15 protein-coding genes are annotated in these 16162 nt (G+C 57.6%); all 15 read right to left on the bottom strand.

Going from position 1 to position 16162, the window contains the following annotated elements; translation table 11 throughout:
- Positions 1 to 6: 6 nt before the first annotated feature.
- The 15 genes from GOX75_RS19015 to GOX75_RS18950 all read right to left on the bottom strand — a co-directional run bounded on the left by GOX75_RS19015 (position 7) and on the right by GOX75_RS18950 (position 15690).
- Positions 7 to 315, bottom strand: coding sequence for a Dabb family protein (locus tag GOX75_RS19015; protein WP_171125782.1), 309 nt, complete (start codon positions 313 to 315; stop codon positions 7 to 9).
- Positions 312 to 1913, bottom strand: a complete 1602-nt coding sequence (locus GOX75_RS19010) for a GMC family oxidoreductase (protein WP_254428851.1) — start codon at positions 1911 to 1913, stop codon at positions 312 to 314. Before GOX75_RS19010 ends, GOX75_RS19015 begins: the two co-directional genes overlap by 4 nt.
- Positions 1901 to 3397: an FAD-dependent oxidoreductase gene (locus GOX75_RS19005; RefSeq protein ID WP_171125780.1), complete on the bottom strand. Its 1497-nt coding sequence runs from the start codon at positions 3395 to 3397 to the stop codon at positions 1901 to 1903. The genes GOX75_RS19010 and GOX75_RS19005 overlap by 13 nt, the downstream gene beginning before the upstream one ends.
- Positions 3397 to 4509: an ABC transporter ATP-binding protein gene (locus GOX75_RS19000; protein WP_171125778.1), complete on the bottom strand. Its 1113-nt coding sequence runs from the start codon at positions 4507 to 4509 to the stop codon at positions 3397 to 3399. The genes GOX75_RS19005 and GOX75_RS19000 overlap by 1 nt, the downstream gene beginning before the upstream one ends.
- A gap of 6 nt (positions 4510 to 4515) precedes the next feature.
- Positions 4516 to 5397 carry a carbohydrate ABC transporter permease gene (locus tag GOX75_RS18995; RefSeq protein ID WP_171125776.1) on the bottom strand — a complete coding sequence of 294 codons (882 nt, stop codon included), beginning with the start codon at positions 5395 to 5397 and terminating at the stop codon, positions 4516 to 4518.
- On the bottom strand, positions 5397 to 6290 hold the full coding sequence (locus GOX75_RS18990) for a carbohydrate ABC transporter permease (protein WP_171125774.1): 894 nt from the start codon (positions 6288 to 6290) through the stop codon (positions 5397 to 5399). The genes GOX75_RS18995 and GOX75_RS18990 overlap by 1 nt, the downstream gene beginning before the upstream one ends.
- 91 nt (positions 6291 to 6381) lie before the next feature.
- Positions 6382 to 7632, bottom strand: a complete 1251-nt coding sequence (locus tag GOX75_RS18985; protein WP_171125772.1) for an ABC transporter substrate-binding protein — start codon at positions 7630 to 7632, stop codon at positions 6382 to 6384.
- Between the two features lie 59 nt (positions 7633 to 7691).
- Positions 7692 to 9263, bottom strand: coding sequence for an aldehyde dehydrogenase family protein (locus tag GOX75_RS18980; protein ID WP_254428850.1), 1572 nt, complete (start codon positions 9261 to 9263; stop codon positions 7692 to 7694).
- A complete protein-coding gene (locus GOX75_RS18975) occupies positions 9220 to 9987 on the bottom strand; it encodes an enoyl-CoA hydratase/isomerase family protein (protein ID WP_171125770.1) in 768 nt (255 codons plus the stop codon). Before GOX75_RS18975 ends, GOX75_RS18980 begins: the two co-directional genes overlap by 44 nt.
- Positions 9984 to 11555: an acyl CoA:acetate/3-ketoacid CoA transferase gene (locus GOX75_RS18970; RefSeq protein WP_171125768.1), complete on the bottom strand. Its 1572-nt coding sequence runs from the start codon at positions 11553 to 11555 to the stop codon at positions 9984 to 9986. Before GOX75_RS18970 ends, GOX75_RS18975 begins: the two co-directional genes overlap by 4 nt.
- 496 nt (positions 11556 to 12051) lie before the next feature.
- Entirely contained in the window at positions 12052 to 12660 is a 609-nt protein-coding gene (locus GOX75_RS18965; protein WP_174825738.1) for a hypothetical protein, read from the bottom strand.
- A 5-nt stretch (positions 12661 to 12665) separates the two neighbouring features.
- Positions 12666 to 14114, bottom strand: a complete 1449-nt coding sequence (locus GOX75_RS18960) for a mannose-1-phosphate guanylyltransferase/mannose-6-phosphate isomerase (RefSeq protein ID WP_171125766.1) — start codon at positions 14112 to 14114, stop codon at positions 12666 to 12668.
- Between the two features lie 232 nt (positions 14115 to 14346).
- Positions 14347 to 14715, bottom strand: coding sequence for a hypothetical protein (locus GOX75_RS20435; RefSeq protein ID WP_254428849.1), 369 nt, complete (start codon positions 14713 to 14715; stop codon positions 14347 to 14349).
- 60 nt (positions 14716 to 14775) lie between these two features.
- A complete protein-coding gene (locus tag GOX75_RS20540) occupies positions 14776 to 15078 on the bottom strand; it encodes a metallophosphoesterase (protein ID WP_371808197.1) in 303 nt (100 codons plus the stop codon).
- A 111-nt stretch (positions 15079 to 15189) separates the two neighbouring features.
- Positions 15190 to 15690, bottom strand: a complete 501-nt coding sequence (locus GOX75_RS18950) for a hypothetical protein (protein ID WP_254428847.1) — start codon at positions 15688 to 15690, stop codon at positions 15190 to 15192.
- Positions 15691 to 16162 lie beyond the last annotated feature (472 nt).

Genomic DNA, 16162 nt, shown 5'->3' with positions numbered 1-16162 from the left:
ATTTGCCTACAGGTTCAAATCCAGCACCAGAATGCCGTCAATCCCTCCGACCGCGTTTTCAACAAGCTGACGGCCCAATGCCTTATGCTCGGAATTGTCGGTGTAATTTTGCAGCGCATCCCAGTTGTCAAAGTCGATGACAAAGCCGTGCATATAGCCGCGCTCAATCTGCTCGGGGCTTTCCGAGCGGCCACCTGTGAAACTCCGCGCACCGGGCAATTTTTCGGTCACGGCGGCCAGCCCGGCATAAATTCTCTGGATAGTGTCTTCCGGTACGTCGGGTTTGAATTTGGTCAGTACGATATGTCGGATCATGTCGCGTATCCGTTGTCCTGTTTGATCATGTCTGCCGCTTTTTCGCCGATCATGATCGACGGCGCGTTTGTGTTGGACGAGTTCACCGTCGGCATCACCGAGGCATCGGCGACCCGTAACCGATCGATCCCGTTGAACCGCAGGCGCGGGTCCAGGACCGCCTGATCGTCGCTCCCCATACGGCAGGTTCCGGCGCAGTGATGCGAGGTTTTGGAGTGGACGCAGATGAAGTTGAAATAATCTTCGTCGGTGCGCACATCCGGCCCCGGCAAACGCTCGGCCAGAACATAGGGTTTCAGCGCGTCCTGCGCCAAAATCTGCTGCACCAGTTTCAAGCCACGAATGGACATCTCACGATCATAGGGGTCCGACAGGTAATTGGGGTCGATCAAGGGCATATCTGCCGGGTTGTCGCTGCGCAGCCGGACCGAACCTCGGGACCGTGGCCGCAGGTGGCACGCGTTCAGCGTCACCCCTCCATTGGGCATCGCCTCGACCCCGGCCTCGATCCCCGTGCCGAGACCCAGATGCATCTGAATATCGGGCGAACGGGCATTTTCGTCCGCGTACCAGAACCCCCCAGTCTCAAATAAGCTCGAGGCGACAGGCCCTTTACGTGTAAGCAGATATTGCAGACCCGCAAGCGCCGACAGGTGCAGCTTGGCATAACGGTCATAGGTGTGCGGGCCCGTGACTTCGCAAATCGCATACAGGTCCAGATGATCCTGAAGGTTCGCGCCTACATTGGGCTGGTCGAACACGACGTCGATCCCCAGCGCCCTTAACCCGTCTGCCGGGCCAATCCCCGACAGTTGCAGCAGGCGCGGCGAACCGATCGCGCCGGAGGACAGGATCACCTCTTGGTCCGCGGTAATCTTGCTGCCATCGGCCATCTCGACCCCTGTGGCCCGACCACCTTCGACGGTGATCCGGCGCACCTGTGCATTGGTCTGGATCGTCAGGTTGGACCGCGACCGCGCGGGCGCAAGAAACGCCATGGCCGAGGATGATCGGCGCGCGTTGCGCTGGGTGAGCTGATAATAGCCTGCCCCGTCCTGCTTTTCCCCGTTTACATCGGTGGTTTTCGGAATGCCCACCTGCCCCGCGGCCTCGATAAACGCGTCACAGATCGGCAGCGGCGCGGCGGGCATGGAAACGCCCAACGGACCGCCCTGACCGTGGAATTCCCCGCTATAGGTATCGTTGTCTTCGGACTTCTTGAAATAGGGCAGAACGTCGTCATACCCCCATCCTTCGCAACCCATTTGACGCCATTCATCATAATCCTGCACCGCGCCCCGCGTATAGATCTGCGCATTGATGGCCGAACCGCCGCCGATCACCTTGGCCTGCGTGTAGGTGAAAACCTTGTCCTGCATCGACCGTTGCGGAACCGTGCTCCATCCCCACGACCCGATGCCTTTGGTCATCTTGGCAAACCCTGCGGGAAGGTGGAACAGGGGGTTGCGGTCGCCACCACCGGCCTCGAGCAGCAAAACGCGCGCGTCGGGGTTTTCCGACAGGCGGGCGGCGATGGCTGATCCGGCGGAACCGCCTCCGATAACAATAAAGTCGTAACCAGCGGTCATGCGGCCCATTCTCTTTCCTGGATGTGGCGTCCGGCGCGAAAGGCCAGCGCCGCGATGGTCAATGCGGGGTTTACAGCCGCCGAGGTCGGCAGGACCGAGGCGTCGACAATGAACAGGTTCGGGTGGTCGTGGCTGCGGCAGAACGTGTCCACCACACTTGCGGTCGGGTCCGCGCCCATCCGTGCGGTGCCGCATTGATGCGACGGGGTGCGGCGGTCAAAGGACCTGGACAAAACAACGGGAAAACCTGCCTTGCGAAGCTTGCGCTTCAGCACGCGCACCAGCTCCAAATGCGCGTCCCAGTTCGAACGCTGCCAGTCCAGCCTAATCTGCCCGTCCTTCAGCGTCACGCGGCTGTCGGGGTTAGGCAGATCCTCGGACATGGCGTAGAAATCGAAACTGCGGTCTGCAATCAACGAAGCAACCCAACTAGGCATTGGCGTCGTTGCCGCGAGGATCGGACCGGTGATCTTGCCCAACATCTGGATATTACCCAGCGGAGCCCCACCCTGACCGTCTGTCAGGTAGAAATCGTTCACCATCAGGGTTTTCTGATAGACCGACCTGTTGCGGCGTAGTGGGTGCAGCGCCAGCACAGCCGAGCAGTTGTGGTTCATGAAGTTCCGTCCCACCTGATCCGACCGATTGGCCAGACCCGAAGGGCGCGCCGCATCCGCAGAAGTCAGAAGCAAAGCCGCAGATTGAACCGCGCCCGCTGCCAGCACCACAATCGGCGCGGTCAGTGTCTCCTGACGGCCGTCCACTTCAACTTCAACACCGCTCACCCGACCATTCGCGTCTGCAACAAGCCGCTGCGCACGCGCGTTGGTCTTGAGTGTCACGTTTTCATGTTTCAGCGCCTCGGCCAGTCCACAGGTTTCGGCATCCATCTTGCCGCCGCAGGTGTTGGGAAAAGCGTCCCACGTGGTATCGCCAGCGGCCAGCCACCTGTCCAGATCCAGCCCAAGCGGGATGGTTGACGGCGACATGCCAACGGACCGTAGCCGTGCAAACAGATCCTGCATGTCCGGCTCATGCGTCACCGGACCAAACGGGTAAGCACCGGAATGCGGTGGCTCGGTCGGGTCTTGGCTGGGATCGCCGCGTACGCAATACAGGTCTTCGGCGGCCTGATAATCGGGTTCTAGATCATCATACGTGACCGGCCAGCCCGGTGTTGTGCCGTCACGGTGCAGCATTGGGGCAAAATCTTCGGCCCGATACCGGATCAGAGCCGCGCCGTAGAATTTCGAATTTCCGCCGACAAAGTAATAGTTTCCGGGATTGAACGGCTGATCATGTCCGTCCAACCACGTTTCATCAGGACGAAACACGCCATCGCCAAAGATCGCTTTAGCATCCCGGTCCTGCGCAGACGGTTCCAACCTGACGCCGCGCTCAAGGATCAGGATGCGACGACCGGACGGGGCCAACGCTGCCGCAAGGGTCGCGCCGCCCATGCCGGACCCGATTATGAGGATGTCGGGTTGCATTACCCCTGAATGCGGTTCTCGGTTTCAGGATCGAAGGCCACAGCCTTTTCCATGTTCACGGCAAAGGTGAAATCCTGCCCCGGCGCAACCTCTGCATCCGAGCGCATCCGCGCAATCACATCGCGCCCGCCCAATTGCATTGAGACAAACGTGTCTGACCCGGCGGGCTCGGTCACCACGATCCGGTTGGTCATCGTCGCTATGTTCGAGGATTTTCGATCCGCGCCATCCATATCCGTGATGGTCTCGGGCCGAATGCCCAACAGGATGTCACGCCCGTCCCAATGGGACAGGTTGTCCTGACTGAAGGGCAGTTGTGCCATCGACCCGTCAAACAAGGCGACTTCGGCGTGGGGCCGCCCGTTCAACATCACCACCTTTGCAGGCAGCACGTTCATCGCGGGCGAGCCCATGAAGGTCGCCACAAAGATATTGGCGGGGGTGTCATAGATCTCTTGCGGGGTGCCCAGTTGCTGCACGTAGCCGCCATTCATCACGGCGATGCGGCTGGACAGCGTCATAGCCTCAATCTGGTCGTGGGTCACGTAGACGATGGTGGTGCCGAGGTTCTGGTGCAGCTTCTTGATCTCGGTCCGCATGTCGACACGCAGCTTGGCGTCAAGGTTGGACAAGGGTTCGTCGAACAGAAACACATCCGGCTCGCGCACCAGGGCCCGCCCCATGGCCACGCGCTGCCGCTGACCGCCCGAAAGCTGCCCCGGCTTGCGGTCCAGCAACTGTTCGATCTGCAACAGCTTGGCGACCTCGGCCATGGCCTTTTCACGCTCGGGCTTGGGGACACCGTGCATCTCAAGTCCAAAGGTGATGTTCTGGCCCACGGTCATGTTGGGGTACAGCGCGTAGCTTTGGAACACCATGGCGATGTTGCGGTTCGACGGGTGCACCCCGTTCATCACCTGATCCTTGATGCGGATCTCGCCGCTGGTGATCTCTTCCAACCCTGCAATCATGTTCAGCAAGGTGGACTTGCCACAGCCCGAGGGCCCGACCAGAACGAGAAACTCTCCTTCCTGCACCGAGATGTCGACCTTGTGCAGCACTTCAACCGAGCCGTAAGACTTGGTCGCGTTGTCGATATCGAGAAAGCCCATGACGCCTTATCCTTTCACGGAACCCGCCATCAGGCCGCGGACGAAGTAACGACCGGCCACGATATAGACGAGCAGAGTTGGCATGGCGGCCAGAATGGCGCCAGCAAAATGTACGTTGTATTCCTTAACACCCGTCGATGACTGCACCAGATTGTTGAGTGCGACAGTCATCGGCTGGCTATTGGCATCAGCAAAAGACGCGCCGAACAGGAAGTCATTCCAGATGTTGGTGAACTGCCAGATGATCGACACCACCGCAATCGGGCCCGAGCTGGGCAGCAGGATGCGCCAGAAAATCTGAAAGAACCCCGCCCCGTCGATCTGCGCCGCGCGGATCAGCTCGGTCGGGAACACGGCATAGTAGTTGCGGAAATACAGCGTGGTGAACCCGATCCCATAGACCACATGCACCAGCGCCAGACCCCAAGTCGTGCCCGCCAGTCCGATGATGCCCAGCATCCGCGCCATCGGGATCAGCACGATCTGGAACGGGATGAAACAGGCAAACAGCATCAGCCCGAACAGGATGGTGTCGTATTTAAACCGCCACTTGGTCAGCACATAACCGTTCAGCGCGCCAAGGACGGTCGACACGATAACAGCCGGAACCACCATCTTGATCGAGTTCCAAAAGTAAGGCTTCAATCCCGTAGGATCGACCCCGATCTGGGCCGAGGACCACGCCTTGAACCACGGCTCAAGCGTGAACACCTGCGGCAGGTTCATCATGCCGCCGCCGGTGATTTCCTCTAGCGGTTTGACCGAGTTCACCAGCATCACGTAAAGCGGCAGCAGGTAGAACAACGCAAACAGCAGCAGCACCAGATAGATCAGCGTGCGGGCAACGCGGCCCGTGCGGATCGCGGTATCTTGCGAGGCCTGAGACATCAGCGTTTCTCCCGCAATTCAGCGTATAGGTAGGGGATCATGATCGCCGCGATGGTCATCAGCATGATCGTGGCCGAGGCCGCGCCGATCCCCATCTGGTTCCGCGTAAACGTATAGGAATACATGAAGGTTGCGGGCAGTTCGGTGGCCCGTCCAGGTCCGCCGCCAGTCAGCGCGATCACAAGGTCAAAGGTTTTGATCGCAAGGTGGCTGAGGATCACGAAGGCTGACAGAAATGCCGGACGCAGTTGCGGGATGATGATCCGGCGATAGAGGTTCCAGTTCGACGCCCCATCCATTTGCGCCGCGCGCAGGATTTCATTGTCGATGCCGCGCAGACCGGCCAGAAACATCGCCATGACAAACCCGCTGGTTTGCCAGACAGCAGCCAGGACGACCGTGTAGATCGCGTAATCGCGGTTCTTGATCCAGTCGAATTCGAAACTGGTCCACCCCCATGTGTGCATGACGTTTTCCAGCCCGATGCCCGGGTCCAGAAACCATTTCCATGCCGTGCCGGTAACGATGAAACTCAGCGCCATCGGGTACAGGTAGATCGGGCGCAACAGCCCTTCGCCGCGGATTTTCTGATCAAGGAAAATCGCCAGTCCCAGCCCGATACAGGTGCAGATCACGATATAGAGCCCTGCGAAAATCCCCATGTTGATCAGCGAGGTTTCCCAATGGCTCAGACGCCACAGCTTGTCGTAGTTTTCCCATCCGACCCAGCCAAAGGTCGGCAGGATGCGGCTGTCGGTAAACGACAGGTAGACCGAGAACAGGATGAACCCGTACACAAAGACAAGCATCATCGCCAGCGACGGTGACAGGACCAGCTTGGGTATCCAATTCTGAAGGCGAGTCTTGAAATCCGCGTCGGCTGAAGCAGCCATGGCGCGCCCTCCTGCGAGTTGTGTTTTAAAGCGTTGAGCGCCCTCTTTGGACAGGGCGGCTAAACCGCCGCCCCGTCACGAGGATCACTGATCACTTGGCAATCGACACCGCGTCGACCAGTTCGGCCACTGCGGTTTCGCTGTCATATTCGCCGTTGAAATGCGCCGTTACGACGTCGTAAACGGCGTTCTTGACCGATGCGGGCGCCGCGTGGCCATGCGCCATCGAGCCGAACAGGTTGCCCGAAGCCGCAGCCGCAGCCAGATCTTTCATGCCCTGCTTGCCGCAGTCGTCGAAATCCGCGTCGCTGACATCGGTCCGCGCCGGAACCGAACCTTTGACCACGTTGAACGCCGACTGGAACGAGGGTGACAGGATCGCGCTCGCAAGCGCCGCCTGCTCTGCCGAAACCGACCCACCCTGATCGAACATCATGAACTGGTCGGCGTTGAAGGTCACCTGATCTGCGGTACCGGGGAAGCGGAAGCACAAGAAATCCTGACCCGGCACTTTACCTGCGTTCAGGAATTCGCCCTTGGCCCAATCACCCATCATCTGGAAACCAGCTTCGCCATTGATGACCATCGCCGTCGCCAGGTTCCAGTCGCGACCCGAGAAGTTCTCGTCAACATTGTCGCGGATAAAGGCCATGCGATCGAACGCCTCTTTCATGGCGTCCCCACCCAAAGTGCCTTCGTCCAGGTCAATAAAGGCGGCTTTGTACCCGTCCGGGCCAAGCGTGGACATTGCCACGGCGTCGAAAACGGTCGCGTCCTGCCATGCCTGACCACCATGCGCGATGGGTGTCACACCCGCCGCTTTCAGCGCCTCAACAGCGGCCACGAACTCGTCCCAGTTGGTCGGCTGGGCGATACCGTTTGCGTCCAGCACCGACTTGTTCGCCCAAACCCAGTTGGTCGAATGCACGTTGACCGGAGCCGAAACCCACTTGCCGTCAAACTTTGCAAATGCCTTGAGCGCGTCCGGAACCACATCGTCCCAGCCTTCCTTGGCCGCCACGTCGTTCAGATCAGCCAGCGCACCCTGCGCGGCCCAGTCCTGAATATCGAACCCCAGACCCTGAACGGCTGTGGGTGCGTTGCCTGCAGTGACACGCGCGCGCAGAACAGTCATTGCCTGCTCACCGCCGCCGCCGGCAACTGGCATGTCCGTCCAGCCAACGCCCTGACCCGAAAGGTCGTCTTTCAAAACATTCAGCGCCGCGGCTTCACCGCCCGAGGTCCACCAGTGCAGAACCTCAACCTCTTCGGCGTGCGCCAGGCTGGTGGTACACAGCAGCCCTGCCACAATTACCGATTTTGTTTTCAAAAGTTTACGCATTGTTGTTTCCTCCCTAAATGCGATCTTTTTCTGGCGCTTATTGATGTTTGATGCGCCGTTCAGTCTTGCGACACCCATGGCGCACGGCTGTCGCCGATGCGCATAACCACAGATTTCACTTCGAAGAATTCCTCGAACCCATATTGTCCGATTTCCCGCCCCTGCCCGGATTGCTTGACCCCACCGAACGCAACCTCGGGGAATCCGTCCATCCAGGTATTGGTCCAGACCGTTCCCGCTTCTGCGCGGCGGGCGAATTCAAGGCAGGTGTGGACATTGGTACTCCAGACCCCAGCCGACAGACCGTAAACGCTATCATTGGTCAGCGCGACGGCTTCGTCCAGTGTTTTGAATGTCAGGACCGTCAGAACCGGGCCAAACACCTCATCCCGCGCAATCGGCATGTCCGGTTGGACATTGATGACGATGGTAGGCTGGTAGAACTGATCGCCAAGCCCCTCGACCTGCAGACGGTCACCGCCCATGGCAATCTCGGCACCGGCGGTCTGCGCGTCTTTGACGTAGGCGTCGATCTTGGCGTTGTGTTCCGGCGTGACGATGGCACCGACCTGTGTAGTCGGATCCATCGGATCACCGAATTTCACCTTACGGGACAAATCAACCACCCGCTTGGTGAAGGCTTCGGCAATGTCCTCATGCACGATTATGCGACTGCTCGAGTTACAGCATTGGCCGACATTGAAATAGACCCCAAACACGACCGCATCCGCCGATGATTCCAGATCTGCGTCCGGGAAGATCACCTGCGGGTTCTTGCCGCCCAGTTCCAGCGCCACTTTCTTGAGCGTATCCGAGGCCACCGCACTGATTGTCTTGCCGACTGCGGTCGAGCCGGTGAAGCTCACCATGTCTACCGCCTGATGCGTGGACAATACGCTGCCGACCGGTACGCCATGGCCCAGAACAATGTTGCACACGCCTGCCGGCAGCCCGGCCTCGATCAGCAACTCGCCCAGCATCAGGGTGGTGGAGGGGGTCATTTCCGAGGGTTTCACGACAACCGTGCATCCCGCCGCCAATGCAAAGGGCAGTTTCTGGCTGAGAATCCAGAACGGGAAGTTCCAAGGGGTGATGATCGACACCACACCAATAGGCTCTTTCAGAACCACACCCATCATGTCGGCGCCCAGCGTGTTGTGGCTGTCGCCATGGGTGCTGCGCGCCAAGGACGCGGCATATCGCCAGAGGTCGGCCGCTCCACCGACCTCACCTCTGGACTGACTGATCGGCTTGCCGCTTTCCAGCGTTTCGATGACGGCGATCCGATCTACGTTCTGTTCAATCAGGTCAGCGACCTTCAAAAGAACCGTGGCACGCTCTTTGCCCGACGCGCGGCTCCAAGCCCCACTGTCGAACGCTGTGCGGGCGGCTTGAATGGCCGCCTCAGCTTCGGCCTCGCCCCCCAAGGCGGACCGGCTGACGATATGCCCGTGCGAGGGCGAGCGACGCTCGAACGTCTCGCCCGATGCGCTGTCCTGCCAGATCCCGTTGATCATATGCCGACCCTCGAACAGCGGCGGCAGGTCGAACGGGATGGCTGGGTTGATCGTCATATCTTTCATTACGTCACAGGCCCGAATATTGAGGGTTACGTTTTTCCAAAAAGGCATTCACACCTTCGTCACGGTCGGCGGAGGCGGCTATGGCCGCGCTTCCAAGCGCTTCGACGGCCGCGTCCCGGTCTTCGCCTACGGCCGCGTGGATCATGTTCTTGGCGATTTCAGTGGCGCGGGGGGACAGGTCCGCCAGATCAGCAGCCAGTTCCAGCGCGCGGCCCAATACGTCTTCGGCCACTTCAGCCGCAAAACCCAGCGACACCGCGCGGTCTGCCCCGATCCTGCGTCCAAACAGGGCCATTTCCTTGACGGCCCCTTCAGGGATGAGCCGGGTCAGGCGTTGCGTGCCGGACCAGCCGGGAACAATACCGACCCGCGCTTCGGGAAGGGCGAGGGTTGCACGTGGGGCCAGCAGGCGCAGATCACAGCAGCTTGCCAGTTCCAGCCCACCGCCAAAGGCATGCCCGTTCATGGCAGCGATGGTGGGTTTGCCCAACCGCGCCAACCGGTCAAAGATACGATGTCCATCCCGCACCCAATGACGCGCGAACTCGGCGGGGCTGAGTCCACCCCACGCGCCGATATCGGCCCCGCAACAGAACGCCTTTTCGCCAGATCCGGTCAAGATCAGACAGCGGATTGCTGCATCCCGTTCAACCTCGCGCACACGGGCCTCCAACGCGTCAAGCATTGGGATCGTCAGGGCGTTCAACTTGGCGACATTGTCCAAAGTGACAATCGCCGCGTGGCCCCGGATATCAAAGGCGATATTGCTCACAACTGCAGTCCCATCGGTCCTTCAAGGAACAGAGAGGCCGGCATCAGCGTTGCGTTTTCTGCCACTGTCACGCGCCCGCCCGAGGCGGCAATAATATCGCGCTGCGCGTCGATCCCCGGCATGATTTCAGTCGCAACCAACCCCTCATCCGTCAAGCGAATCACGCAGCGTTCCGTCACATAGATCACCTCTTGCCCGGTTTCCCGTGCACGACGACCCGAGAAGGTGACATGTTCAACCTTGTCCACCATCTTGGTGAACTTGCCCGGCGTGGTAACCCGGATGCCGTCGCTTCCCAGATCAATCTTCGCCCCAGCCTCAAACCAGCCCGAGAACACGATCCGTTTGGCCCGCGCTGTAATATCCACAAAACCGCCGCACCCTGCGGTCAGATAGGGCTTTTTCCCAAGCTTCGACACGTTCACATTGCCGTCCACATCGACCTCAAGGAACGAGAGGAATGACATATCGAACCCACCCCCTTGAAAATAGATGAACTGCTGCGGCGACGGCACAAAGGCATGAGCGTTCGAGGCACAGCCAAAGGCGAACCCGGTCAAGGGAACGCCGCCAACCGCGCCCTGCTCAATCGCCCAGGTCACGGCTTTGGGGTGTCCTTCCTCCAACAATATCCGGGGGACCATGGCGCTGATACCGAACCCAAGATTTGCGCTCATGCCCGAGCGCAACTCCATGGCCGCGCGGCGTGCGATGACCTTTTCCACACCGTGCTCGGCAAGCGAGAAGCTGTCCCAGGGCCGCATGACCTGACCCGAAATCGCGGGATCATAGGGTGTTTCGGTGGTCTGCTTCTGGTCCGGATCTTCGACGATCAGGTCCACCAGATGCCCCGGTACGCGGACATCGTGGGGACGCAGGCTGCCTTCCGCTGTTACCCGCTGAACCTGAGCAATCACGATCCCTCCGTGATTTCGCACGCAAATCGCCTGCTCCAACCCACCCAGATAAGCGCCCTCATGCTCATAGGTCAGGTTGCCGAATTCATCTGCTGTGGTGGCTCGCAGAATACAGACATTGGGTATGGTGTTTGGAAAGTGCAGCCATGTCTGGCCACCAAACTCGACGCGCTCGACAATCGGGTCCGTAGCCCCGCGTGCGTTCATCGCGCAACCTTCTCGGATCGGGTCGACAAAAGTATCCAGACCCACCTGCGTCAGCACGCCGGGTCGATGCGCCGCCGCCTCACGCTGCATGTCGAACATGATACCGGACGGCACGTTATAAGCCGCGACGCGATCTTCGACGATCATTTTCCAGATTTCCGGCATCTCAAGGCTGGATGGCCCCGAAGGATAAGACCCCGCCAATACCCTCGTCAGCAACCCGTCTTGCGCCAGATACTCCATCCCCTTAACACCATACATATCGCCAGCCGCGATAGGGTGAAGCGAAGTAATGTCGCGCGGATGGCCGTCCTGCTGAAACCGGTCGCCGATGGCTTTTAGAACAGCATCAGGACAACCCAAGGCCGACGACGACGAAACCGAGACAACAGCCCCATCAGGGACCACTTCGGCAGCTTGCCGGGCTGATACCAGTTTCTTCATGACGACCTCCCCGATTCCAGCGATTCACGGATTTACTGGAACGATCCAATCGTTACTGGAACGATCCAAAACTTGCAACAGGAAAAACCAACCCTGCGCTTGCACCAAGTCCAACACCATCTTCAACAAGTGGAAGTGCACTGCAATTTCGCGCAGCGCGAAACCACGAGGTTGCCTACGTGGGCGCCTCAAGTCACCCAGTCGCTTTACGTCAGGTCGACACACTGAACGCAATGAAGCGTGTTGGCTCTCCCCTGACGGCGTGGTATGAAGGGGAACGGCAATGCTCTCCTTATACGTGTAAAATAACGTCGGGTAACCTTCTCATTTTGCGGCTATTTCATATCCCCAGCTCAACAAATAAACAGGGGGTTAAAAAATTCACAAAAATATCATTTTTAATCTTAAAGTTTTAAACTTCTAAGTTTAACAGAAGACCCAGTCACTCCTCTTAGCGCTGCATTCACTAGCGCTGACTAAGTTTCAGGGTTTGTTTTTATGCTTGATTTTTCTCACCCGTCCCGTTTCCAAGGCAGCAAAACCCAAGAACCCTCGACGCAAACACCCCCAACCGGGTTTTACGCGGGAATTGGCAAACGTGTTTTTGACGGATAAAGGACGAGTTGGCGATGAACTGATCGACCCGCGCGGCAGTCGACACGTCCCAGACACGCAGCTTATGGGCCATGATAGGCATTGCCAACCGCGCGACACGGCCAGCCTGCGCGCGGTACACATGGTAATGATCCCAGATATATCGCATCGGTGAATGGCAGTAGCTAATATGCGTCGCATCAGGGCGCGGGATAATCCCCTTCGCAGGCCCGGACTCACTGGACAGGATCAGATCAAACTCCTGCATGTCCACCAGTTCCAGCGCCATAGGCATGAACGGAAGGTACTTTTGATAGTGCTTCTTCGCCCCCGGCAATCGGCCGATGAATGTCTCGCGAACTTCGTGCTGCCGTACCTTTGCACTGACTTTTTCGGGGTCGTAGACATGGGTGATGATGACGGCGTCCGGATACATGTCCAAGAACGCCTCAAGCACCTTTTCGCCGCCGCGCATACCGACAAGCCAATAATGAACAATCGCGACTTTCACGAGGGTCAGCCCTTAGCGCCCTGGCCGCGCGCGTATTTGTCCTCGTACCGGACGATGTCGTCCTCGCCGACATACACGCCCGTTTGCACCTCGATCAGGACCATCGGTACCTTGCCCGGGTTTTCCATACGGTGGACAGCACCCAGCGGAATATAGACTGACTGATTTTCAGTCACCAATTGATCAGTGTCGTCGATGATGACTCGCGCCGTGCCCTCAACCACGATCCAGTGTTCGGACCGATGAAAATGGCTTTGCAGGCTAAGGGACGCGCCCGGATGCACACAAATGCGTTTCACCTGAAAACGATCGCCAACTACAAGGCTTTCGAACCATCCCCAGGGACGGTGGTCTTTTGGAAATGCGGTGGCCTGAGGAACGTTTTTCTCCTTCAGCGCAGACACCGCCTGTTTTACGTCCTGAGCCCGCGAAGAATCCGCCACCAAAACCGCATCATTCATCGCAACCGCGATGATATTTTCCAGGCCAATTCCAACGACTTCAAGCTGTTCACTATCCGACCGCAACAGCGTGTTGTGACAGTCAATCGCTGTGGCGCCGTCACTTGTGACAACACCCTGTTCGTCGGGGCCACTTTCGCGCCAGACCGCGTCCCAACCACCCAAATCTGACCAAGCCGAGTCAAAAGGGACCACGGATAGGTTGTCAGCTTTTTCCATCACGGCATAGTCGATGGAAATATCTTTGGCCTTTTGCCAATGCTCCGGGTTCAAACGCAAAAAGCCCAGATCGGGCGTTGCGGTCTCAACAGATGCCTGAACGGGCTCTATCAGCTCTGGGGCGTACTGCCGGAATGCCGCTATAATGTCGGCAGAGCGGAACAGGAAAATACCAGCGTTCCATTTGAAATTCCCAGCGGCCAGCATCTCGGTCGCGCGGGCCAAATCCGGTTTTTCGACAAACTGTTTCAGCGGGACCGGTGATCCATCACTGTCCGGGGCCGAGGCAAGTTCCAGATACCCATAGGCCGTTTCCGCGTGCGTCGGAGTTATGCCAAACGTCACCAGTTGACCCTTTGCCACCGCATCCAATCCACGGACGACTGCGGCTTGAAATGCAACGGAATCTGGCACCACATGATCAGACGGAGCGACTAAAAGAACTGCATTCTTATCTTCGTTAAACGTCTGAATCGCAGCGGCCAGAACTGCAGGGGCGGTATTGCGGCCCTCCGGCTCGATCAAAATTTTGCCTGGATCAATACCAATTGATTGTAGTTGCTCGGCAACAATGAATCGAAAGTCCGAATTGGTAAGAACGACTGGTGCCGCAAATTGCAAATCTGCGTTTTTCCCGGACAGACGTCGCGCCGACGCTTGAAACAAAGTTTCCTCGCCAACAAGCGGAACAAATTGTTTTGGATAGCTTTTCCGGGACAGAGGCCACAACCGAGTACCGGAACCACCGCAGAGAAGGACAGGTGTTATCAACATAAAAAGCTCGAAATTTGATTTACTTGGGGTGGTCCTAATAAATGACGCTGGCGCTGACAAGTGTATCAATTGAAGGAGGTTAAATTCACGCGCAATCAGGATGAAACAATAAGCACCGCCCAATCTTTGAGCCTGCGCTGCGTCTTCAGTGCAGTTTTACAATGCGGTAGGTCTATCTATCGCTGAAGTTAGTCAGGAAACTATCGGTTAATCGCGCCAATTGCTCCTGTCATCAATGACCTACGGAAACAAACCTGGGTTCGCTTCCGTCAAGGCATACGGCGCTCAGGGAGCCAGTTGCAAATGCTCCGGTATCAACAGCAATGCGACCACGTTCGGCGCTCGGCTCATCAACTATTGTATGGCCATGCACGACCCAGACCCCATCGCTGCGATCCGACTTCTGAAAAGACGGGTGCCCCCAGATCAGAATTTCCTCATTTTGCTGATCGACCGGAACATTCGGGTCCGCACCGGCATGGGTCACAAAAACGTTGCCCGACAAGTCCGATGTCGGGAGTTGTTCAAGCCAGCGGCACATGTCTTGGCCCATGACGTCTTCCAACCTATCGCGGCAGTCCTGTAACTCGGCATCGTTCATTTCTGATCTCACGCCGCGAACGCCGAAAGAGGACAGTGTTTGTAATCCACCATACCGCAATCACCGTGGTCCATGACAGGTGGGATCGCTCAGAAATTTCAGCAACATCTGCTCGTGATTTCCCATGAGACAGGTAAAGTCCGAACGCTCACTGACTAGACGCAGCACCTCGGCGCTGTGCTCTCCCCTGTCTACATAGTCCCCTACAAGTATGACGCGGTGGTCCTGCGGAACTTGGGAGAGCATTTTCTCCAACTGGGCAATGCACCCGTGGACGTCCCCGATTATGCAAATCGGGGCATCCGGATCAGGCGTCGAAAAGGCCGCTGGTTGATTAAATCGTTTGAGCAACGAAGACAGCACTATTGCAGCATTCCCTTTAACCTTTAGTGCACAGACTTGCGGGCTTGGCCGGTAGTCGCTCCGGCTTGTGAGTGATAGCCGCCCGCACACCAATGGGCAAGCAAGGACCGTTCAAGCCTCTCTACAAGGGGATATCCCCATTCGAATAAGCTCAGCCCCTTTGACTTTATACACACCACTGATGCGGTTTCGGGCCTTGTTCATGAACCATGACTTCAACGGTTCGGGATAATAGCCCGCCATGACCCGGCTAAAATATTCGAAATCTTCCTTTGGAAGTTTGCGACCACTTCGCGATGGTCCGTGAAAGCCAAACATAGTATCGGGATCGACACAGGCGCCCGGCAACCCAAGAAACATCGTACATGTTGAAAAACAGACCCGGCCACGTATTTCAACCAAGACCCGGTTCCGCTGTAAGTTCTTCAATTCGATCAACCGGTCGTGCAAGTATCCACCCCGATCGTTGCCGACGATATACAAATTTTGGGTCTTGGCAGCGGCCTGAAAAGCCGTGCCAGAAAACAAGGCACCAAAGACCAGAAAAACCACCAATATCCTTGCACGAAACCCTCGTAGACTTAAGCGCGGCGAAATACCCAATCCCGACATAACGACATCTCCAATTCCAGTTGCGGTCTGGGTTGAAACTAGAAAGAAGGGTTGCGGAGTACGTGGGCTCGGCGTGTCTTTTTTGTGCTTTAAATCAAGAAGTTAATTCGTTTTTACCTAAACATTGGGTAAATTTTTCGGCAACGACAAATGCGTCATAAACCGTTGCCACGAGCGCGACGGCGTATAGCAAGAACATCAGAAATCGCTTTTACGATCGGCTTTGAGACAATCCGTTGGATAGATATTCGTTTTGGCGATTTGATCGGGTATTGGTTCTGGTGAAATACTTTGCAATTGTGGCGGTCAGTGCAGGATTTCCCACGCGGGGTGATTCCAAAGTGCTTACAGCGGGATAGGTCCAGAACGACAAAAGCCACCTTGCGGCGGCTTGTTCGAGACTCTGTTGGACCCAAGTGGTTGCGGGAGCAGGATTTGAACCTGCGACCTTCAGGTTATGAGCCTGACGAGC

This window comes from Ruegeria sp. HKCCD7251, assembly GCF_013031165.1.
In the GTDB taxonomy this organism is placed as follows: Bacteria; Pseudomonadota; Alphaproteobacteria; order Rhodobacterales; family Rhodobacteraceae; genus Ruegeria.
Note: the sequence above shows the minus strand (reverse complement) of the source record. Positions and strands in the feature narration are given on the sequence as shown.